Origin of the sequence: Microcoleus sp. MON2_D5 (genome assembly GCF_036701905.1) — a bacterium.
Lineage (GTDB): Bacteria > Cyanobacteriota > Cyanobacteriia > Cyanobacteriales > Microcoleaceae > Microcoleus.
This window is the reverse complement of the sequence record NZ_JAUBRM010000014.1, coordinates 44,262-64,668: the sequence shown is the minus strand read 5'-3', so window position 1 is coordinate 64,668 and position 20,407 is coordinate 44,262. Positions and strand designations below refer to the sequence as shown.

14 protein-coding genes and 1 pseudogene are annotated in these 20,407 nt (G+C 46.6%); 9 read left to right on the top strand and 6 right to left on the bottom strand.

Annotated elements, in window-relative coordinates; genetic code table 11:
* Nucleotides 1–142: 142 nt before the first annotated feature.
* On the top strand, nt 143–862 hold the full coding sequence (locus QUA47_RS07380; RefSeq protein ID WP_333430254.1) for a PHP domain-containing protein: 720 nt from the start codon (nt 143–145) through the stop codon (nt 860–862).
* Between the two features lie 348 nt (nt 863–1,210).
* Here the strand turns inward: QUA47_RS07380 and QUA47_RS07375 are convergent, their stop codons facing one another.
* Together QUA47_RS07375 and QUA47_RS07370 are read right to left on the bottom strand one after the other, a co-directional pair.
* A complete protein-coding gene (locus QUA47_RS07375; RefSeq protein ID WP_333430253.1) occupies nt 1,211–2,377 on the bottom strand; it encodes a CO2 hydration protein in 1,167 nt (388 codons plus the stop codon).
* Nucleotides 2,378–2,659: 282 nt separating this feature from the next.
* Entirely contained in the window at nt 2,660–4,174 is a 1,515-nt protein-coding gene (locus QUA47_RS07370; protein ID WP_333430279.1) for an NADH-quinone oxidoreductase subunit M, read from the bottom strand.
* 128 nt (nt 4,175–4,302) lie between these two features.
* Here QUA47_RS07370 and QUA47_RS07365 point away from each other — a divergent pair, with 128 nt between their 5' ends.
* Nucleotides 4,303–4,914: a Uma2 family endonuclease gene (locus QUA47_RS07365; protein WP_333430252.1), complete on the top strand. Its 612-nt coding sequence runs from the start codon at nt 4,303–4,305 to the stop codon at nt 4,912–4,914.
* Between the two features lie 135 nt (nt 4,915–5,049).
* Here QUA47_RS07365 and QUA47_RS07360 read toward each other — a convergent pair whose 3' ends face one another.
* A complete protein-coding gene (locus tag QUA47_RS07360) occupies nt 5,050–6,924 on the bottom strand; it encodes an NAD(P)H-quinone oxidoreductase subunit F (RefSeq protein ID WP_333430251.1) in 1,875 nt (624 codons plus the stop codon).
* 623 nt (nt 6,925–7,547) lie between these two features.
* On the opposite strand from QUA47_RS07360, the gene QUA47_RS07355 reads away from it, so the two are divergent.
* From QUA47_RS07355 to QUA47_RS07325, 7 genes are all read left to right on the top strand, one after another.
* Nucleotides 7,548–7,859: a carbon dioxide-concentrating mechanism protein CcmK gene (locus QUA47_RS07355; protein ID WP_006635059.1), complete on the top strand. Its 312-nt coding sequence runs from the start codon at nt 7,548–7,550 to the stop codon at nt 7,857–7,859.
* 96 nt (nt 7,860–7,955) lie between these two features.
* Nucleotides 7,956–8,297: a carbon dioxide-concentrating mechanism protein CcmK gene (locus tag QUA47_RS07350; protein ID WP_006635058.1), complete on the top strand. Its 342-nt coding sequence runs from the start codon at nt 7,956–7,958 to the stop codon at nt 8,295–8,297.
* Nucleotides 8,298–8,560: 263 nt separating this feature from the next.
* Complete coding sequence (locus tag QUA47_RS07345; RefSeq protein WP_006635057.1) at nt 8,561–8,866, top strand: EutN/CcmL family microcompartment protein; 306 nt, start codon at nt 8,561–8,563, stop codon at nt 8,864–8,866.
* Nucleotides 8,867–8,984: 118 nt separating this feature from the next.
* Complete coding sequence (locus tag QUA47_RS07340) at nt 8,985–10,637, top strand: ribulose bisphosphate carboxylase small subunit (RefSeq protein WP_333430250.1); 1,653 nt, start codon at nt 8,985–8,987, stop codon at nt 10,635–10,637.
* A gap of 289 nt (nt 10,638–10,926) precedes the next feature.
* On the top strand, nt 10,927–11,604 hold the full coding sequence (locus QUA47_RS07335; protein ID WP_333430249.1) for a carbon dioxide concentrating mechanism protein: 678 nt from the start codon (nt 10,927–10,929) through the stop codon (nt 11,602–11,604).
* 205 nt (nt 11,605–11,809) lie between these two features.
* The gene (locus QUA47_RS07330; protein WP_190658091.1) at nt 11,810–12,583 is read left to right on the top strand and encodes a BMC domain-containing protein; all 774 of its coding nucleotides are present in this window, start codon (nt 11,810–11,812) and stop codon (nt 12,581–12,583) included.
* Nucleotides 12,584–13,033: 450 nt separating this feature from the next.
* Nucleotides 13,034–14,074, top strand: a complete 1,041-nt coding sequence (locus tag QUA47_RS07325; RefSeq protein WP_333281827.1) for a tetratricopeptide repeat protein — start codon at nt 13,034–13,036, stop codon at nt 14,072–14,074.
* Nucleotides 14,075–14,159: 85 nt separating this feature from the next.
* On the opposite strand, the pseudogene QUA47_RS07320 reads toward QUA47_RS07325, so the two are convergent.
* From QUA47_RS07320 to QUA47_RS07310, 3 genes and pseudogenes are all read right to left on the bottom strand, one after another.
* Nucleotides 14,160–14,537: pseudogene (locus QUA47_RS07320) on the bottom strand (IS701 family transposase); the annotation flags it as partial.
* A 193-nt stretch (nt 14,538–14,730) separates the two neighbouring features.
* Complete coding sequence (locus tag QUA47_RS07315; RefSeq protein WP_333430248.1) at nt 14,731–15,912, bottom strand: aldo/keto reductase; 1,182 nt, start codon at nt 15,910–15,912, stop codon at nt 14,731–14,733.
* Nucleotides 15,913–15,970: 58 nt separating this feature from the next.
* The gene (locus QUA47_RS07310; protein WP_333430247.1) at nt 15,971–20,344 is read right to left on the bottom strand and encodes an amino acid adenylation domain-containing protein; all 4,374 of its coding nucleotides are present in this window, start codon (nt 20,342–20,344) and stop codon (nt 15,971–15,973) included.
* Nucleotides 20,345–20,407 lie beyond the last annotated feature (63 nt).

The window sequence follows — 20,407 nt, the reverse complement described above, 5'->3', positions numbered from 1 at the left end:
GATGTGCGAGTGAATTGATATCTTGTGCCGAACGCAACAATCCGCTAGGTGTTTCAATCCTACAGCCGACTCTTGCCAGAGGTGCAACATATCAATTTATTAGATATATTAAACAAAGCTAGTTTTTTCTATAATAACGCTTATGGCTGTCAATTTCGCTCGCTCCCCCGCTTCTAGTCTCAAACCAGAAGCCCAGAATATCTCAGCACTCAAACAAGTCTTTCAGACAATTGATGCCGATAGCTGTCCGGGTTCCTATAACTTTCATATGCACACAGTCTACTCCGACGGGCGATTACAGCCAGAGAAATTGATGGAACAAGCCATAGCCGGAGGTCTCAAAGGCTTAGCTATTACCGACCACCACAGCACCCAAGGCTACGTTAAAGCTCAAATTTGGCTGGATAATTGGAAATTAAACCATCCCGACAAAAATAGCGAAGCACCTAGTCTCTGGACAGGCGCTGAAATTAATGCCGACTTGCTCAACAATGAGGTACACATTCTCGGTTACGCCTTCGATCCGCAACATCCCAGTCTCCAACCATACCTACGAGGTAAAAGCACTGAAGGCACTTATTGTTATTCAGCAGCCAGGGTAATTGAAGCTATTCATGAAGCAGGAGGTTTAGCAGTTCTCGCACATCCTTGCAGGTATCGATCGACCGCAGATCAACTAATCCCAGAAGCAGCCCGTTTCGGAATTGACGGTGTAGAAATTTACTATGCTTACGGTAATCCAAATCCTTGGAAACCGAGTCCCAAACAAACTGCTTTAGTCAAAGATTTAGCCGAAACTTATGGTTTGCTGGGAACTTGTGGCACGGACTCTCACGGCCTGAGTCTTCTAGTCCGAATCTAGATAGTTCGGAAATAAGAAGTGCTTTATCCTGTCATTACCAGTCTAAGCGTTAGCGGATATACCTCTTATAAAAGCAATCACAATGGCCCGAAAACAAACAGTTTATCAGGTCATATTATGTCCGCTAAAATGACTACCGTAAAATTGTTTGGTAGTCAGGACTTCAGTCCTCATAAAAGTTTGAGGACTGAAGTTTTCACTACTTGCCTTATAACAGCTATTTGACGGGACGTGATATCATTTCGATCGCCAGCATGAGCTTTCGCACTCCAAAAGAAAGCAATTGCCAAAGCAGGTAATATTGTTGCAACTCCTAGAGACATTGCGCCCTAAAAACCAGTCGCCCTTCTACCGTTCTGGGAACAACTGACAGGCCCGGTTAGTTGGCTGATTTGCCCAATCCAAGCGAGAATTCCCAAATCGATCCATCCAACCTTCCAAATAAGCTCGATTAGCCTTTTTTTCCTCTGGATCGGAGGTATTCATTGGATGAGGTGCTAGACCCAAAATAGTCGCCGTCGTCACGCAAAACATCGACTTCTGAAAACTCTGACAAATTTGCACCCGCACATCGTCTTCACCGCGACAGCTAGTGCGATAAACTTCCTGCAAATACTCCGGCAAATAATGCCGCATATCTTGCATCAATTGAGTTGGCGGAATCCCTGCGCCTCCAATAGGTAAAGGGTCAGCAAACAAAGCCCCGTAGGCAAATTCTTTTTGTTCTCCCGGAATTTGATGAGCTTGAGCATTGTATGAAACTGTGCCAAAAAACGCCGTGCCCCGAAAGAAAACAGCCTCTACATAAGGCACGGCTACATCTGGTAAAAATGTCAAATTAGCCGTCGCTGGCAGGATATCGTAGACTTGAGAGCCAATCTTGACGCTGTAGGTAATCGGTAGGCTGGCTGCGGCGACTAAACCGGCTTTGACAAAATCAACTACATCAGAAATAGACTTAGTTTCCCCTCGATCGTAGGAATCAGATAAGTCCATAAACAAATCGCTCATTACCCGCCAAAACTGACCGAGGCCGGTGTAGTAAGCCAGCATCCGCACTTGTTCCGGCAAAAAATTAGGAAATGCTTTGTGTAGTGCCTGCATAAAAAAATTGCCTTTCAATTTAGCCGCGATCGCCTTTTCGGCCAAACTGCTAAATTCCGGGGAATCCAAATAACTGTCCAAACCCCCGCCGCCGTGCCAAAGCATTGTTTTCATGCAATACTCAGCATACTCAAAATTAATCCTGTCGTGCCACAAATAGCGCATTAACTTCGCTACAGTGACTTCCCCATTGAAATATTTAAAAAACGGGAAAAGCACTAAAAACTGTTCTTCTGCAATATAATTGAGATTGCGAGAATAGGCATCTAAAACAATACCATAACTTTTCAGCACGCCGACAACTTCAACCACATTTTCCGTAGATTCAGGCAGTAAAGCTTTGCCTGATTCCAAGAGGTCAATGTATGCGGATAGGGGATGGGCCGAGGGTTTTAATACGGTACTTTTCATCGCGAGTTAGCCTGAATTTAAAACTATTTTTTTACTGTTTATAACTCTGCTATTATATCATTTTGGGTAATGTTTGCTACATAACAACACAAACCTTTACTTTTTGGTGATATAAAAATACCTACCCTCCAGGAAGCACTCTATCTCGAAGAAACCGGAGTTTTTACGGTTTATGCAGGTTGCGTTTGTTTGTAGTGAGTATGGCCGTCCTCACACTTGTAGGATGACTGGCATTCCTCACTACAAACGAATTGGATTGCGGTCGAGCGACCGGACATCCTATCAGTCTAAGTTGTGAGCAATCACTTTAACTTGCGGTGGCACATTAGCTACCATCCCGATCGCAGTTTTTTCGCTCAAAGCAACTAAAACTCCCGGCTGCACTCCCATGATTGCGATAATTATTGCTAAAACCAGCGAAGGGATGCGATCGCGCCAGCGGACTTGCGGCAAATTTACCACCACATCCGAAAGGCGGCCGAAAAAGGCGCGGTTGACCATAATTAAAAAGTAAACTGAAGTTAAACCCGTGCCGATCATGCAGAGGAAAGTTTGCACCGGAAACACTGGCAAACTGCCCCGAAATATCAAAAATTCAGCAATAAATCCAGCCAAACCCGGAATGCCGGCACTTGCCATCACGCCGAGGATCATTAAACTGCCAATCATCGGCAAACCGCGATCTGGATTGAATAAACCTTTGAGCACATCGATGTTGCGGGTGCCAGATTTTTTGTAAACAACGCCGACACTCAAAAATAGCAGCCCCGAAATTAAACCGTGGCTAACCATTTGCAAAACTGTTCCCAGCATACTAATGGGAGTAGCTGCGGCGCTAGCTAACAAAATGTAGCCCATGTGAGCGATCGAACTGTAAGCTACAATTTTTTTCATATCTTTTTGGGCGATCGCGCAACTCGCCCCGTAAAGCACACTCACCACCGCCCAACTCGCCAAAGTCGGCGACGCCACCGCCCACGCATCTGGAAACAAACCCAAACCAAAGCGCAGCATCCCATAAGTTCCCAGCTTCAAAAGCACCCCCGCCAGCAGCACCGAAACCGGCGTCGAAGCTTCTACGTGAGCATCCGGCAGCCAAGTATGAAAAGGCACCAAAGGCATCTTAATTCCAAAAGCCAGCAACACCCCTGCCAGCAAAACAATTTGCCTTACCAAAGGCAATGGCAATCCTCCTTGCAAATGCGATGCGCCCGCTGCACCCACCATATCGAAACTAGAAGCACCGCTAAGCCACCCAGTGCCCAAGAAAGCAGCCAGCAGCACAATTCCCGAAAATGCAGTATAGATTAAAAACTTAGTAGCAGCATAACCCCGGCGCTCGCCTCCCCAAATCGCAATTAACAGGTAAAGCGGAATCAATTCTACCTCAAAAAACAGGAAAAACAGCAGCAAATTTTGACATAAAAAAGCCCCTGTTACGCCGCCGGTAATTAACAGAATCAAAGAATAATAAAGTCGAGGTCTGCGGATCGACTCATCCGTAGCGTAAATAGCTACCCCTGTCAGCAGAGTATTTAAAATTACCAAAGGCAGAGACAAACCATCAACACCGAGATTGTAATTCAATCCCAAAACATCTATCCAAGGAATAAATTCCGAAAACTGCAACTGACTGGTACTGGCATCAAACTGAACTGCCAAAATTACCGAAAGAATAAAAGTTATACCCGCAATGGCGATCGCGACATTCCGAACTATTTTAGAACTCACTGAACCGGGCCAGAGCCCAATCAGGGCAGCAGCCAACATTGGTATCCAGATTAAAGCACTGAGCATCAATTAAAACTTTCCTTGGTTACACAGTATTTAGAGCTATATTTAACATTAACGCAAAGCAACTACATATAAAAGCGATCGGCTGATTTTCTTGTTAACATAGATTCCAATGTCTCTGGAATCCTCCTATGACCTCAAGTCTTACAGATCGAGAAGATTTGCCAATTAAATCCGGTTCTCCTTCCACCCGCCTCACCGTTGCCGACTTGGAAGAACTGCAAGGTATACTCTCGGAAGCACATCTAGACTACCAACTCGAACTGGTAGACGGGAAGATTATGGTTAGGGGCCCATCAGACATTGTATCGAGCGAAATTGGACTTGAGTTTGGCAGTCTTTTGCGTAACTGGGTCAAACCCCGCAAACTCGGACGAGTGTTTGAGTCCAGCGGCGGGTTTATTCTCCCCAATTCAAATCTTACAGCACCGGACGTTTCGTTTGTGGTAGCCGATCGCCTCAAGCAAAGTAAAAGGTATTTTGCCGAACTCGTTCCCGACTTAGTTGTAGAAATCAAATCTCAGTCCGATCGCCTCAAACCCCTGCGAGAAAAAATTTTATCATTTCTCGAACTCGGAGCAAAAGTAGGAATATTAATCGACCCAGACAAACGTACAGTAACAATTTACACTCCGACTGCAGAGCCAGTGGTATTGAGAGACGGCGACATGATTTCAATTCCCGAACTTTTGCCCGGTTGGGAAGTTGCGGTGACAGAATTGTGGCCGATCGATTTTGAGTAAAATGACATAAAAAAGCAGACAAACCCAGACTAAAATCATCTGCGTTCATCTGCCCTCATCTGCGGTTTAAAATTAAATAAAACTAGATCCAAAGCAGACAAATCCAGAATAAATTCATCTGCCAACCTCTGCGGTTTAAAACTGCCAAATAATCAACGCCAGCAACACAGCAACCCCCCCCGCAATAGTCAACACATAAAACTGCGACTGACCGGTGCCGCTGTACTTCAACCCTTCACCGCTGAAAATTGTCGCAAAACCGAATAAATTCACCGCCCCGTCCACCACATACTTATCAGTCCAAGCGCTGATTTTAGAAATAAAAGCCACAGCCCAAACGACAGTCAAGCGGTAAACCCGATCGATATAAAAATCGTAAGCAAACAAATCCTGCAACGCCGGGACCGGCAGTCGTACCGGTCGAGGTAAAACGCCGTACCAATAAATCGCCACCCCAACCGCAACGCCAACCAACCCAGATAACAACAACAGCGGCGTATCCAGCGTCTTCAAAAGCAAATTTAAAGCATCAAAATCTCCCGTTTCCGCCCAAGGCCCAGTCCAACTAATTAATAGTTGCCACTCCTGCAACATCCAAGGCACCAACAGCCCCATCACCGTCAAAATTACCATCGGCAAAGCCATCTGCCAACCGACTTCCGGAGCTCTGCGAGTTTTCGGCTGCGGTTTTCCCACAAACACTAAACCGAATATGCGAGTTAAATTTAGCGCTGTCAAACCGTTAACTAAAAGCAGCACTATTACCAGCCACAAAGGCACAGTCCAAAAACCGTTGAGCCAGCGCCGCATCGCCCAAAAGTTGCCCAGAGGCAACAGCGCTACCATCCCCGCAGCGCCTACTAAATAAGCCGTAGTCGTGGCAGGCATCTTCGACCACAACCCACCCATTTCTGTTAAATCTTGAGTGTTAGTTGTGGTAATAATTGACCCTACGCTCATGAATAATAGGCCTTTGGCGATCGAGTGGGCGAACAGCAACAGCAAAGCAATGTCAACTTGATTTAGCCCCACGGCGATAAACACCAAACCCATAGAAGCGCTGGTAGAATGCGATAGTGCTCTTTTGATGTCGATTTGGGCGATCGCCACCAAGGAAGCGCCAACAGCCGTCACCGCACCTAAAACCACCAGCACCGCATCTGCGACCGGGGAAAGCGCTAAAACAGGCTGAAGTTTAATCAAAACATAAGCCCCAGCGCCCACAACTACGGTATTCCTCATAATCGAAGCCGGGTTGGGCCCTTCCATCGCCTCGTCGAGCCACAAATGGAACGGAAATTGAGCGCACTTTGCCGTAGGTGCGGAGATTAAAGCCAAACCTAAAAGAGTCGCCACTACAGGAGACAAAGTTGCAGTTTCAGCCCATGTTTCCAAATCGGAAAAATTCAAACTTCCCGCTAAAGTTGAAAGCGTCACTACTCCCATCAGCAGTGGCACGTCTCCTACACGCTTTGTTAAAAACGCATCTCTAGCGGCTGTTACTACCAGCGGTTGAGCGTACCAAAACCCGACTAACAAGTAAGTTGAAAGCGTCAGCACTTCCAACAAAGCGTAAGTTAGAAGCAGCGAGTCGCTAATGGCAATGCCGCTAATTGCTGCTTCAAAAAAACCCATCAGCCCAAAAAATCGAGCTAGCGCCCAGTCTTTTTCCATGTAGCCTAGAGCGTAAATTTGTGCTAGCAAACTCAGAACACTAACTAACTCCATTGCTCCGACGCTGACTGTGGAGATTTCTATTGCAAAAGACAAATCTAAATCGGCTGCTTGCACCCAGTGCACGAGCAACTGTTGGGGCGGTTGATCCCAAGTCGCTGTAAAAATAACTGACCCGTGTATGAAAGCCAACACCGTCATCAGCAAATTGAAGTAAGCTGCAGGTCTCGGGCCAGTTCTGCGAACGGTGCCGGTAGACCACGGCAAAGTTAAAATTGCGCCTATCAAGCCATATAAAGGTACCCACCAACAGGCTTGGAGGAGAAATTGAGTCATTTAATTTATCCCTTAAACTTCAAATTACTGGCTGCCTTTATACAAAAACAGTCGCAGGCGATCGCGCGAGACCCTAAAACTTTGACTAAACCCGATCGTATAGTTGTGGCAAAATAATTTGCACTCCAGATTAACTATACATTAAAGCATCAAAACTGATAATTCTCTCAAGACAAAATTACTAGCTGAGCAGACGAGGCACTCAAAGAAAAAAATGCCTGCAGATCGGCCAAGACTGCTTTTTTGCCGATTTCCCCGCGATCCCCCTTTGGGAATCCCCAAGTTTCCCGGCAGTGTTCCGCTCCGGCTTCACATACCGAACTCTACTTTATATGAGTATTATTACTTACTTTAATCCTCCTCGCCGTCGGCATCCACCCCTCTCTATATTAAGATTATTAAATAAATATTAAAATATTTTAAGTAACATAAAAAATTTTAATTTTTGTTATTAAACATTATGATGTTAGTTTATATTGTCAAGGTGGACAGCTTCCCCTATTCTTATAGGATAGGAAGCTTTACACTGCATTACTAAAAAATGTGGGCCTCCCCGTCCAAATTTTTAGATTTCTCAAAGATTTGTAACGGTAATTTCGCTCATCCTCAAAGGAGATTCAAAAATGTCAATTGCCGTGGGAATGATTGAGACAAAAGGTTTTCCCGCTGTTGTGGAAGCTGCCGATGCTATGGTCAAAGCTGCCCGCGTTACCCTCGTGGGCTATGAAAAAATCGGCAGCGCCCGCGTCACAGTAATTGTGCGCGGCAACGTGTCGGAAGTCCAAGCCTCAGTCGCCGCAGGAGTGGAATCCGTCAAGCGCGTGAACGGCGGAGAAGTCGTCTCTACCCACATTATCGCTCGCCCCCACGAAAACCTAGAATACGTTCTGCCGATTCGATATACAGAAGCAGTAGAACAGTTCCGAGGCTACTAAGTTCTTAGCGCACAAAAAATTCCTTAAACGAAAATTTGTGCGATTGTCAAAAATTAACAGTTTAGTTCCCCCAATATTCAATCAGGAGTAAAACCAATGGCAATTGCAGTTGGCATGATCGAAACCTTAGGCTTTCCCGCAGTGGTAGAAGCCGCTGACGCGATGGTCAAAGCAGCCCGCGTCACCTTGGTAGGCTACGAAAAAATCGGTAGCGCTCGGGTTACGGTAATTGTAAGAGGAGATGTCTCGGAAGTGCAAGCTTCTGTCGCAGCCGGAGTAGAGTCAGTGAAGCGCGTTAACGGCGGACAAGTGATGTCCACCCACATTATCGCCCGCCCTCACGAAAACTTAGAGTACGTGTTGCCCATTCGCTACACCGAAGCTGTAGAACAGTTCCGCGAAGGCGTGAGCGGCATTCGCCCCCTCAACAGATCTTAAGACAGGCGATCGGCTGTTAGGGGCGTTTGGTAATTAAAAATTAAAAATTAAAAATCGCGCTGTTTTTGATTTAGCATTTTTAATTTTTAATTGAGGTGGGTATGGGATATTGGTTATTAGTCATGAGTCAGGAGTCATTAGTCATTAGTTACTAGACGAAGCTCTAAAAAGCGGACAGCGGACTGAGGAAAGAGCTAATTAAAAAAAGACAAGTGACACTGTAAAAATGACAGTTACCAATTACCTATTACCTATTACCTAAAATGCAAATGGCCAAAGTTCTCGGCACAGTTGTCAGTACCCAAAAAGAGCCGACGCTGAGAGGATCGAAATTTCTACTGCTGCAATTCATCGATGAGGAAGGTTCGCCAGTTCCCGGCTATGAGGTAGCCGCTGACTGTGTGGGTGCTGGTATCGATGAATGGGTTTTAGTAACCCGAGGCAGCGCAGCCCGGATTGCACCCGGAAGCGAAAACCGTCCGATCGATGCTCTGGTAGTAGGCATTATAGATACTGTCAATGTAGAAAATCGCCTCATTTACAGTAAAAAAGACGACCCATACGGCTAGTTGCAACCGTTAGCAGTTAGCAGTTAGTGGAAAAATAACTAACAACTAACAACTAACAACTAACAACTAACAACTAACAACTAACAAAAAGATTTTTCAGTTTAGGAGAACTTAATTTATGGCAGTCCGCAACGTTGCGGCTCCCCCGACGCCTTGGTCGAAAAACTTGGCTGAGCCCAAAATTCACGATACCGCCTTCGTACATTCCTTTTCTAACATTATTGGGGATGTGCATATCGGTTCTAATGTGATGATTGCCCCGGGGACATCTATCCGCGCCGATGAAGGCACTCCTTTTTATATCGGACAAGGAAGCAACATTCAAGACGGAGTAGTGATTCACGGCCTAGAACAAGGCCGAGTCACAGGAGACGACGGCAAGTCCTATTCTGTGTGGGTGGGGAAAAATACTTCCCTCACCCACATGAGTTTAATTCACGGCCCTGCCTACGTGGGCGAGGATAGCTTTATCGGCTTTCGCTCTACGGTGTTCAATGCCAGAGTGGGCAAAGGCTGCATTGTCATGATGCACGTACTAATTAAAGATGTGGAGATTCCCGCCGGTAAGTACGTGCCTTCGGGAGCCATCATCACTAATCAGAAGCAAGCCGATCGCTTGCCTGACGTTCAAGATTCTGACGTTCAATTTGCGACCCATGTCATCGGCATCAATGACGCTCTGAGAACGGGTTATCGCTGCGCTGAGAACATCGCCTGTCTAGCACCAATTCGCAACGAGAAAAGTACAGACCCAAATATGACTCAAACCAAATATTCTACCAATGCCGGCACCCAATTGAGTCCAACTCTTGCCGATAGCATCCGCAATTTACTAGCCCAAGGATACAGCGTGGGAGCTGAACACGCCGACGCGCGCCGCTTCCGTACTGGTTCTTGGCGCACTTGCGGCCCGATTTCCTCAACCCGCGACTCTGAAGTAATCGCGGCTTTGTCAGCTTGCATGGCTGAACACCAAGGAGAATACGTCCGCTTGATCGGGATTGACACCAAAGCCAAGCGCCGCGTACTAGAAGAAATCGTCCAAAGACCGGGAGACAATGGCTCTAACGGTTCTAACGGTGCAAAAACTTACCAATCTAACGGTAAAGTTGCACAAGCCGGACACCACAATGCCGGTTCCGTGTCAAGCGGGAAATTGAGTGCCGAAACAATAGCTCAGGTTCGCAGCTTGCTAGCTCAAGGCTACAAAGTGGGTACGGAACACGCCGACGCGCGCCGCTTCCGCACAGGTTCTTGGCAAAGCGGGGCTTCGCTGCAAGTGAGAAACGAATCTGAGGCGATCGCCGCTTTGGAAGCTGTGATGAACGAGTACCCGGGCGAATACGTGCGCTTGATCGGGATTGACCCGAAAGCTAAGCGACGCATAGTTGAAGAAATTATTCAGCGTCCCGACGGCCCGGTTGGTCAATCGGCTCAGCCGGCCGCAACATCTAAGTCGGCAGCAACATCGGGATACAAAGCAGCTTCGACTGGTGCCGCGAGCAGCGGAAGTTTGACCGGCAAGACGATCGACCAAATCCGCAACCTGCTTTCCCAAGGCTACAAAATTGGCACGGAACACGCCGACGCGCGCCGTTTCCGCACCGGTTCTTGGAGCAGTTGCGCGCCGATCGCATCCAACCGCGAATCCGAAGTGATTTCTGCCCTCGAAAGCTGTCTCAAAGAACACAGCGGCGAGTACGTCCGCTTGCTTGGCATCGACTCCAAGGCGAAGCGCCGGGTACTCGAAGAAATTATCCAACGACCTTAATTTGCCTGGTAATTAGCCTGTTTCTCCCGTTAAGCCCTCGCACAGGGGCCAACGGGAGAAACCCCAGCGGATTGAAGTTGGATTTGAGATAGTTAAAAAGCTCGATTGAGAAATGTTGGTCAAAATTTAGAATCTTCTGAAAGTTTCTATAAAACGTTAAAGCATCAAGCTTCTCAGTATTAGTAAATTATCGTTTCTTAGATTGACATGGTTAAATTTATCAGTCGAGAAAACCCATAATTTAAAGTCCTTTTATCGAAAAAAATAGCTCCTTTCATGGTGAAGTCGAATGTATTTATCGCCACTGCAATTAAGTAGCAACTCTCAGATTTTGATGAGTGGCGATGTAGTTGTGAATGAGGGTGCGGCGATCGCCCCTGGAGCAATCCTGCAAGCAGCTCCGGGCAGCCGGATCTCGATCGCCGCCGGTGCCTGTATCGGTATGGGAGTTATCCTTCACGCCCGTGAAGGTACTCTGGAAATCGCGGCGGGCGCTATTCTAGGTGCAGGAGTTCTGGTGGTAGGTGCGGGAACGATCGGGGAAAATGCCTGTATTGGCGCCGGGACGACCCTAATCAATCCTTGTATCGACAAAATGCAAATTATGGCAGCAGGTTCTCTAATCGGAGATACCAGCCGCCAAGCCGCCGCAGAAGCAACCGCAACAGCGCCAACAGCAGCGCCAACATCACCAGAAACCCCCGAAGCCCCTACGCCACCAGTCGATCGACCGATCGAGCCGATCGAGCCGCCACAACCCGCCCAAACACCGCCTCAAACTGCGCCGGAGACTGCCCCCGAGCCGCCGGAATCCACCGCCGCAGATCCGCCCCAACCAGGGGAGACGCCAACTATTCTGTACGGCCAAGCTCACATCAATCGACTGCTGGGGACGCTGTTTCCACACCGGCAAGCTTTTAATCGATCGGAGGAAAACGGCCAAACTCTATCGGGCGGTTCCGGGTAGCCGTCATTTCGGCAAAAGGCAGCTATGCTGAAGGCAGAAAGATCAAATATAAATAGGTAATCTCATATTATTGGTAGCTCAGCAATTTGTCAGGCCTTGCAGCAGCAATCAGTGTATTGTAGCTCGTGCAGTCTGTCTTCTCATCTGAGAAACTATAAACTATCAACAAATTTTTATTTTGGGAAGTTTCTAAGGGTAATAGAAGATGGACGGACAAACAGATCGTAACAGTCACGAAGAGCGATCGCAGCGCCAGGAATACTTCAAAGACACTGCTTTGGGTTTGGTATCCACCAAGAGTTTTCCGGCAATTGTGGGGACTGCTGACATGATGCTGAAGTCGGCAGGGGTGATTTTAGTAGGATACGAAAAAATTGGTTCCGGTCACTGTACGGCGATCGTCCGGGGCAGAATTTCGGATGTGCGTTTGGCTGTGGAAGCTGGAGCTCAAACTGCCGAACAGTTCGGGCAGTTTGTTTCTAAGTTGGTGATTGCTAGACCTTTGGCTAATTTGGAAGTGGTTTTGCCGATCGGCTTTCGCCTGACTCAACTGTCGGAAAAAGGCAGTTATTCTCGGCTTAGCAATCAGGCGATCGGTTTGCTCGAAACCCGGGGATTTCCGGCAATGGTCGGCGCTTGCGACGCTATGCTCAAATCCGCAGACGTACACTTGGCAGCTTACGAGAAAATAGGCGCCGGTTTGTGCACGGCAATTATTCGCGGTGCAGTTGCAGATGTAGCAGTAGCCGTAGAAGCCGGGATGTACGAAGCTGAGCGAATTGGCGAGTTGAACGCGGTGATGGTAATTCCGAGGCCTTTGGAAGATTTGGAACAAACTTTACCGCTGGCGAGTTGCTGGATCGAGCAGCGTCAACCTGTGATGATGCCCGTGTCGGTTAAGGAAAAGGAACAAGAATTGATCGAACTTCCAGATTTGGAGAAATTGACTGTTTATGTGGAAGAGGAAATCAATCGGTAATTGGTAATTAGGCAACAAAAGTTTGTAGAGACGTACTACCGCAAATACTGATACGAAGTTTGTCAAAAAAATATAGAGTTTACTCGGTAGGACTGCTGGCAACAATTTATACTGAGTAGCGGTCTCAAACTTAATTTGCCGATCGAGCCGATCGCCGCCGCATCAAGAGACACAGAACACCAAGTAAAACTAGACTTTTGAGATCAAGTCGATCGTCGGGTAAACAATCGAACTGACTAAGTAAATCCAGCCGAGGTGCAGATCCTTTCAACAGGATTTAACTACTGTTAAAATAAACCAAAAAGCCTGTTTAGGGTAGATTGCCGGGAATCATTTAAGAGTTACTCTGACCGCAGGTGGCTGCTCTTTCAACAGATTAACGGCTGTCGAACTCAAAACTGACTGCACAGGAATCAACCCCCAGCATCAAGCCATCCTGAAAGTTGACCTATGAACCTCAAACAATTTTACAAGCGCGGTTTGCACAGCGCCAAGAAAGGAAACTATGAAGCGGCACTTGAGGACTTCGATCAGATACTGCAAGTCAATCCCGCCGATGCCAAAGCCTATAACAATCGCGGCTTGGTTTACTATTACATGAAAGACTACCAAAAAGCGATCGCAGACCTCAGCCAAGCCCTAGATATCAATCCTAATTTCTTCGAGGCTTACTTGAATCGAGGCAATGCTTGGCGTCATCTCGGAGAACACGAAAAAGCAATTGATGATCTAAACTGCGCTTTAGCAAATAAGCCTAACAGCCACGCTATCTACAACAACCGGGGACTTGTACTTGCTAATTTAGGAAATTACGAAGAAGCAATAGAAGACTACAATCGAGCTCTATCTCTCAATTCCCACAATTATAAAACCTATTACAACCGGGGGCGCGCTTACTACCTTTTGGGAGAAAAAGAGGCAGCAACGGAAAACTTTAACGAAACGCTGCGGTTGAACCCTAAATATATCAAAGCATACATAAATCGAGGTCTCTGTTACCACCAATTAGGAGACAATACGCAGGCGATCGCCGATTACAACACTGCACTCGGCATCGATCCACAAAATGTTTATGCCTATTATAACAGAGGTTGTGTTCGCTATAAATTAAAACAAATGCAGCTTGCAATTGAAGACTTTGACAAAGCAGTAAAACTCGATCCGAACTATGTTAAAGCTTATCTCAACCGGGGTTTAGCGCTGTATAAACTTGGAGATGTTACCGCAGCAAATAGAGATTTTTACCATGTAATGTGCATTAATGCTGAAGCTTATTTATACTACCAGGCCCAGCGGTGCACGCCTGATATTAATTCATACTTCAAGGAAGCGCCACAGGTAGAACTTAATAATGGTGCCGAATACTACAACACAACCTTAAATACGATGTCAACTTCCTTAAGTTCCGCAGCATTAAACGCGGTCTGGAATCAAGAAGATTTGGAGAACCGAGACTCGATTATCTGTGAAAGTGAATTTATCAATAATTGAATTAGTCAGTAGTCAGGGTTCTTCCGTACTTAATGGGCTAAAATGTTACAATAATATCCAATTATAGCACACTAAGTACGGAAGAACCATAAACATTAACTGAAACTATTCCATTATCTACTTTTCCTACACTTCCCAGATATTGTGTAGCTACATAGTCAGTTTTCCCCCCTTTTTTTTATTTATCTCCTGTTTCATTAATTACTAGGGTAATTTTCTTGCCCTTTAATTATTTGAGAATTTTTATTAATCTTTTGGGCTTCATTTCAATTACCGACCCAGGTGATTTGGTAATAAAATGATGCAACCAATGTGCAGATTTTATTGCTACTACTTTACCTATTGAGGGTAAGGGTTTTCTTTCGAGGGGTGCAATTATTCCTAAATGTAAATAGTTACAACTTTCATAATTTCTTACTTCTTTAAATATGTCTTTATACTGTGCACAAGAGTCCTCTATCACTCTCCTTGTTGATTATGCCTCTCTCGCCAAATGTTTGAGAACTTGTAACCCTACATCCATTGCTCTGCCTCATTTGTAGCGTTTTTATCTTTTCACACTTTTATTTTAATACTCGGAGAGTGACAGAAGAGGGGTAAGGTTGGGTAACGCCATTCAAGATTTTAAGTTCAGCCGTTCTCCGGCCAGGAGAACTTCAATTTCCGTTTAACACTTGAACAATTGAATCAGTAAGTTCCTGAAAGCTTGCTCTCCCAAGCTGCGGGACAGCAGCGAGGGCTAAGTTCTCTTCTATATGTTTTGGCGCTTTCATCCCTACAAGGGCACTCAAGAGGCCAGGGGCGCTCCGGGTATATTGGAGCGCCCGCTGGCAGTCTGTCCGCAAGCGATCGCCAAAGGCAGAAGCAATCTTTTCTGGGATCTGACCGATAACCTGCGCTTCACAGATCGACCTACTGGCGATCGCGGAAATGCCTAAGCGATCTGCAGCTTCCAATACTGAGACTTGTTCTCCTTTGATTGTTTGAGTTGGGGTTAGCACCGCTTCCGGCATCCCCATATTCAAAGGAAGCTGGATAAACCGAAACCGATCTTCTCTGTTCCCAGCTACTTCCCGAGCAATGGACTTCGCGCGCGCCAGATCGATGTGGTTCCTTTCAGTGGGAGGTACGCGGAAAGCATTCCAAGTTGCCAGACCGTAATTGGCAATTTTCCCAGCTAAAACTGCCTTTTCAAATACCTCAAAAACCTCTCGCAACCGATGGTAAAAAGTATCGGGTTCCACTTGAGAAAGTAGCTTTTCTGGATTGTGAAGATAGTAGACATCGATTGTCTCAATGCCGAGGTTGGCGAGGCTCCAATTAAGCTGATCTTGAATGTATTCTGGGTGGATGCAGTAACGCTCCTGGGCCAAATCTGCCATGCTGACAGTAGAGTTGTTTGGCTCGACGTACTGCTGATAAAACCACTCTACATGGTTGGGAGTTGGATGCGGAACAACGCCGCCTTTCGTACAGATAATTAGTTCATCCCTGGAGGCTTCTCCCGATTCCAGGAGACGGCGGATAGCCTTTCCGACACTCCGCTCTCCGTACTGGTAGCGGTAGTTGATTGCTGAGTCAATTACGTTGGTACCCCGCCGAACCGATTCAACTACAGCGGACGCCACAAGAGTGTCAGTATACTCATCTGGTTCGCCAAGGTAAGTGCCAATTCCAATCGAGCTGGCAACAAGCGAACCAGTTTCTCGGAAGTGATCGGCTGCACAATTTTTGTTGTGCCGTTCCCTGTAACGCCGCGTTCCTTCTGCGGTAGCTCTGCCTGCGATCGCATTACTATTTTCTAAGCTAACACTCATTAAGTTTAAGCCCTCCTTCATTGAAAATCCTCCTAAAATAGAGCGAAGTAGAAGCGCGATCGCTCGCGCCTCTACATTTTTAGACCAGATGTTTGGGAGCCTCGATTAACTGGCGATCGACGAGATAAGAAAAATAAGTCCGAAACAAACTCGCATCCGCTTGGGGGCAGATAATGTCCGTTCCAGAAAGTCCCTTCAAGGCATTCTGGCAATCGAATTGCAGCGTCGCAGATTTAGGCATTTCTGCTTCCGAAACTTTTTCCGAGAAAAGACCGACAAGCGGATACAGCGCATTGTCTGGAGAATATCCAGCGCGATTGATTATTTCTGCTTGCCAAGTCTCAGAAGAAACTCGTTTGATTGGATAACCCATTGAGCCAATCCAGCCAAGCAATTCACTCATCTGAAAGGACTGAGTGTTGACTAAATGAAAAGTCTTTCCGAGCAATTCTTTTTGGCTCGAAAGATGAACAATCGCTCGGCTCACATAGTCAACAGGCGCTACATTCATCAGCTTATCGTCATCGGGCGCACATCCAAGTTGCACGCAACCAGCGATTAACCTGTACAGTAAGTCACTGGGATTGCAAGCCCCTGTTTGGCTGTCCCCAGAAATGCGACCTGGCCTGTAAATGCTAACAGGAATCCCGCGATCGCGCGCGACCTCTACTAACTTTTCTGCCACCCACTTCGTCTGAGTGTAAGCGCCTTTTAGACCCTCTCCCGGAGTGAGTTCATCCTCCTCTCGCACCACCTTAATCCCTGATTCTCCCATTGCCGAGAAAACGGAAATCGTAGAAATTAAATGGACTGGTTTTAGCTTACTTTGACTCGCCAATCTCAGAACTTCCTGCGTCCCCAAAACGTTAGCGGGTTTGAGAACCGAGTAGGGATAAGTAAACTTGACAAACGCGCCATTGTGGTAAATGACATCAATTTTACTGGCTAAAACTCGGAACTGCTCCTCGGAAAGCCCCAAAAGCGGTTGAGACAAATCTCCAGCAATTGGGATAATGCGATCGCTGCTGCTTTCATCCCAAATTAAATAGGATTCGAGACTGCTTTGAATCCGCTTTTTAGCTGATTCTGCATCAGCAGAACGGACTAGGCAATAAATTTCTGCTTGAGTTTGTTGCAAGAGATCCCGGAGTAAAAAGGCTCCCAAAAAGCCCGTCGCCCCTGTTAAGAGAATGCAAGCTGGTTCAGTTTTTGGCTCGCTCAATGGAGTTGCAGGGCGAATTGCCGGATCTAAAACAACTTCAGCGTTAATATCGAAACTTGCAGTGCGATCGCCCGCAGAATCCGCCCCATGCTTCACCTCAATATTCTTTGCTAAAGCAGCGATGGTAGGCGCTTCAAAGAAACGGCGCAAGGGCAGTTCCTTTTGGAAAGCATCTCTTACCTTTGCTAGCAACTGAGTAATCAGTAATGAATGTCCCCCCAAATCAAAGAAATTGTCATAAATCCCCACTTTTTCCAGCCCTAGCAGCTCAGCCCAAATCTCAGCAAGCATTTTCTCAATGGGAGTGCTAGGAGCGACAAAAGTATCTGCTAAATCGGCTCTCGCCGCCTCCGGCGCTGGCAGCGCCCGCCGGTCTATTTTTCCATTAGCCGTGAGGGGCAATGCTTTCAGTACGACAAAAGCAGAAGGAACCATGTAGTCGGGCAGTTTTTCTTTTACAAATGACCGCAGCTCGTTAATAGCGATCGCTGATTCCCTCGCGGGTACAACATAGGCTACTAAGCGCTGATTCCCCGGTTCATTTTCCAGTAGCAAAACTACTGCTTCGCGCACAGCGGAATGTTGAGATAGCGCTGCTTCTATTTCCCCCAATTCAATGCGGAACCCTCGCAGTTTAACTTGGCTGTCGATGCGCCCTAAAAACTCAATATTTCCGTCCGGCAAATACCGAGCCAAATCTCCTGTTTTATAAAGGCGATTTGAAGGTATAGCTAAGGAATCAGAAGGAAGAATGCCTTCGGCATTTTTCAAAGGGTTGATGATGAATCTTTCTGCTGTTAATTGGGGTTGGTTTAGATAGCCGCGAGCTAAAGAAGCACCGCCGATGTATAACTCGCCGGACACGCCAATGGCAACTGGCTGCAAGTGCGAATCAAGTAAATAAATCTGCGCGTTATTGATAGGGCGACCGAGAGGAACTGTCTCCGAAATGCAATTTTCTCGCTTTTCAATGGGATAAGCCAGCACGCCTACGGTTGCTTCTGTTGGCCCGTAATGGTTGAAGACTGAACAGTCTGGGGCGTATTTCTGAATAGTTTCGAGCAAATTCCAACTTAAGGCCTCGCCACCAAGGATTAATCGCTTTTTCGGCAAAACCTGCGCCGGATTAGAAGCAGTTAATAAAGCTTTTAGATGGGAGGGAACGATTTTGAGACAGTCAATGGAATGCTGCTGAAAATAAGCAGCGATCGCCTCTGGATCGGTGGTGCGTTCCTGGGAAATGATGTGAAGGCTTCCTCCGGTACATAAAGCTGGAAAAATTACTGTATTTCCTAAGTCTGCTGCTAAGGTAGAAACGGTTGCGAAACTGGCACCTGATGGCAGGTTTAGCCGTTCCTGAATGCTGTAGAGGTAATTGACGAGCGATCGGTGTTCAATTGCCACTCCCTTTGGCGTGCCAGTGGAACCGGAAGTGTAAATGACATAAGCTAAATTTTCACCAGAGAGAGGGGGAGAGGGAGAGGGGGAGACAGAGGGAATTTCTGCGTCTAAGCAAACGATTTTTGCCTGAGTTGTGGGCAAGTTTTCGATTAGCTGTTGTTGCGTTAATAGCACTGCCACTCCGGCATCCTGCAACATCAAGGCGAGGCGCTCTTTTGGCATAGCCGGATCGAGTGGCAAGTACGCGCCGCCTGCTTTGAGGATGCCTAGAATTCCAGCGATCGCCTCTAAAGAGCGATCGACGCAAATGCCGACAATCACCTCTGGTTTTATGCCTAATTGTTGCAAGTAATGGGCGATTTTGTTAGCGCGGGCGTTGAGTTCGCTGTAGGTAATTTGCTGATTTTCACAAACAGCAGCTATACGGTTGGGCGATCGCTCTGCTTGTTCTTCAAATAGCTGGTGAACGCACTTATCGAGCTGGTAATCTGCTTTTGTGCTGTTGAATTCTACTAATAATTGATGTCGGGCGCGAGCGCTCAGCATTTCGAGCTGGCCGATTGCGGTTTGTGGGTTGCTGGCTACACTTTGCACCACCGCGTAAAATTGCTCTGCCAAGCACCGGATACTGTTGTCTGCAAGGAAGATAGGATCGTAGTGAAACTCAGCGGCGAGCGAGTCATTTTGGCGGTGGCAAGAGAGTTTAACTTTGAAGCGATCGCAGCACGCATACTGCTTGTAAATCGAAAAACCTACGCCACTAGCCGAACGCTTTTCGAGCTGTTCCTCATACTCGAAACCAAATGGAAAGCCCGAAGAGTTGCCTAGATATTCGGGGGAGAAATATTCTTGATACTTGTATGCTTCGCGTTCTTCCTGCTGAATTTGCTGCAAGCTTTCCGCGAAGGAAAAGTTTTCTGTTAGTTGGCTCGACAGCGGTAAAAATTTGGCAAACAGCCCAAGCGCTGGCTCTAGTTCTTCATATTTTCGACCGTCGAATGCCACGCCAACAGTGATCTGTGATTGGCCAATCAGCCGCCAGAGCAAAATTTTCCAGCAAGCGAGCAAGAATGTAGAAAGTGAGGTGTTGTACTGGCGGGCGATCGCTTCCACTTTTTCCAGCAAAGCTAACTCTAATTTGACCTCAAAAGCTTGGGGAGTAAATTGAGCTGGCGCGTTAATTAATCTATTTTCAAACGGCAACCTTAAACTCGCTAGCGCTGAATAATTATGCCCAGTCCAGTATTCTTTGCCCTCGACCGCTTCCTCATCTTGGAGCAATTCATTTTGCCATTCTGAAAATTGAATGTATTGCACAACTTCATCGGTAATTTCTTCGCCGTGAAGGCAGGCGGCATAGCACTGGCTGATTTCTTGAACCAGATTTTTTAGTGTGCGACTATCGGCGCACAGTGCGGGCAAACTAACCAGTAAAATATGCCTCTCAGATGAAAGTGTAATTAAAGACAAGTGCCAAACAGGATTGCGATCGAAGTTGAATAAAGCGCTCTTTTCTTGCTGAAAAATATCTTCTAGTTTTGCTTCTTGCTCCTGGGGAGTCGCTTCACTTAAGTTAACCCAGTTCCACGAAACAGAGCTATGTTCGGAGATAACTTGTATAGGAACTTTTAGCCCTGCCTTTCGCTGAAAGCTTGTGCGGATAATTTCGTGACGATCGCTAACTTTTTCTAAAGCTTTCTTTAGGCGATCGGTTTGAAGACTTCCCTCGATCAAAATAGCGGATTGAACGCGATAAGCAGGGCTGTCTTGGTGCAACAGCCACAGATATTTTTGTTGGGGTGAAATCCGAAATCCATTAATTGTTTGCATTGTTCCTATTTATCAAATCGCTACTTTATTCTCGTTCCCCGGTTCTGCCTAGAAGAGATGAGA

Coding starts and splice junctions, on each gene's coding strand:
- QUA47_RS07380 (WP_333430254.1), top strand. CDS start 143: ATGGCTGTCAATTTCGCTCGCTCCCCCGCTTCTAGTCTCAAACCAGAA.
- QUA47_RS07375 (WP_333430253.1), bottom strand. CDS start 2,377: ATGAAAAGTACCGTATTAAAACCCTCGGCCCATCCCCTATCCGCATAC.
- QUA47_RS07370 (WP_333430279.1), bottom strand. CDS start 4,174: ATGCTCAGTGCTTTAATCTGGATACCAATGTTGGCTGCTGCCCTGATT.
- QUA47_RS07365 (WP_333430252.1), top strand. CDS start 4,303: ATGACCTCAAGTCTTACAGATCGAGAAGATTTGCCAATTAAATCCGGT.
- QUA47_RS07360 (WP_333430251.1), bottom strand. CDS start 6,924: ATGACTCAATTTCTCCTCCAAGCCTGTTGGTGGGTACCTTTATATGGC.
- QUA47_RS07355 (WP_006635059.1), top strand. CDS start 7,548: ATGTCAATTGCCGTGGGAATGATTGAGACAAAAGGTTTTCCCGCTGTT.
- QUA47_RS07350 (WP_006635058.1), top strand. CDS start 7,956: ATGGCAATTGCAGTTGGCATGATCGAAACCTTAGGCTTTCCCGCAGTG.
- QUA47_RS07345 (WP_006635057.1), top strand. CDS start 8,561: ATGCAAATGGCCAAAGTTCTCGGCACAGTTGTCAGTACCCAAAAAGAG.
- QUA47_RS07340 (WP_333430250.1), top strand. CDS start 8,985: ATGGCAGTCCGCAACGTTGCGGCTCCCCCGACGCCTTGGTCGAAAAAC.
- QUA47_RS07335 (WP_333430249.1), top strand. CDS start 10,927: ATGTATTTATCGCCACTGCAATTAAGTAGCAACTCTCAGATTTTGATG.
- QUA47_RS07330 (WP_190658091.1), top strand. CDS start 11,810: ATGGACGGACAAACAGATCGTAACAGTCACGAAGAGCGATCGCAGCGC.
- QUA47_RS07325 (WP_333281827.1), top strand. CDS start 13,034: ATGAACCTCAAACAATTTTACAAGCGCGGTTTGCACAGCGCCAAGAAA.
- QUA47_RS07315 (WP_333430248.1), bottom strand. CDS start 15,912: ATGAAGGAGGGCTTAAACTTAATGAGTGTTAGCTTAGAAAATAGTAAT.
- QUA47_RS07310 (WP_333430247.1), bottom strand. CDS start 20,344: ATGCAAACAATTAATGGATTTCGGATTTCACCCCAACAAAAATATCTG.